Origin of the sequence: Novosphingobium sp. B-7 (genome assembly GCF_000410615.1) — a bacterium.
Lineage (GTDB): Bacteria > Pseudomonadota > Alphaproteobacteria > Sphingomonadales > Sphingomonadaceae > Novosphingobium > Novosphingobium capsulatum.
Window position 1 is genome coordinate 1 of sequence record NZ_KE148439.1, and the last position, 337, is coordinate 337.

The window sequence follows — 337 nt, forward strand, 5'->3', positions numbered from 1 at the left end:
GTGCTGGGCGCGGCCTGCGCCGCCCTGGCTGCCGTGGCCGCCTGGACTTTGACCGTGCACGAGCAGCATCTGGCAGCGCCGGCTGATCGCACTGCCAGCTTTGCCCTGGCCGATGGCAGCCGGGTGTGGCTGACGCCGGGGAGCGCGGTGACGATGCGCGCCACCCTGCTGGGCCGGTCGGTTGCGCTTGATGGCGAAGGCACGTTTGACGTGAAGCACGAGCGACGCCCGTTTGCGGTGACGGCGGGGGACGTGCGCGTGGTCGATCGCGGCACGCTGTTTTCCGTGGCGCGGCGCGCCGGGCAGACGGCGGTGATCCTGGCGCGCGGGGCGATCG

General features: G+C 73.0%; 1 protein-coding gene. It reads left to right on the plus strand.

Annotated features, from left to right (window positions below; all coding sequences use genetic code 11):
- Window positions 1-337, plus strand: a 337-nt coding sequence (locus H926_RS29045) for a FecR domain-containing protein (protein ID WP_022677762.1), incomplete at both ends; no start/stop codon positions are given.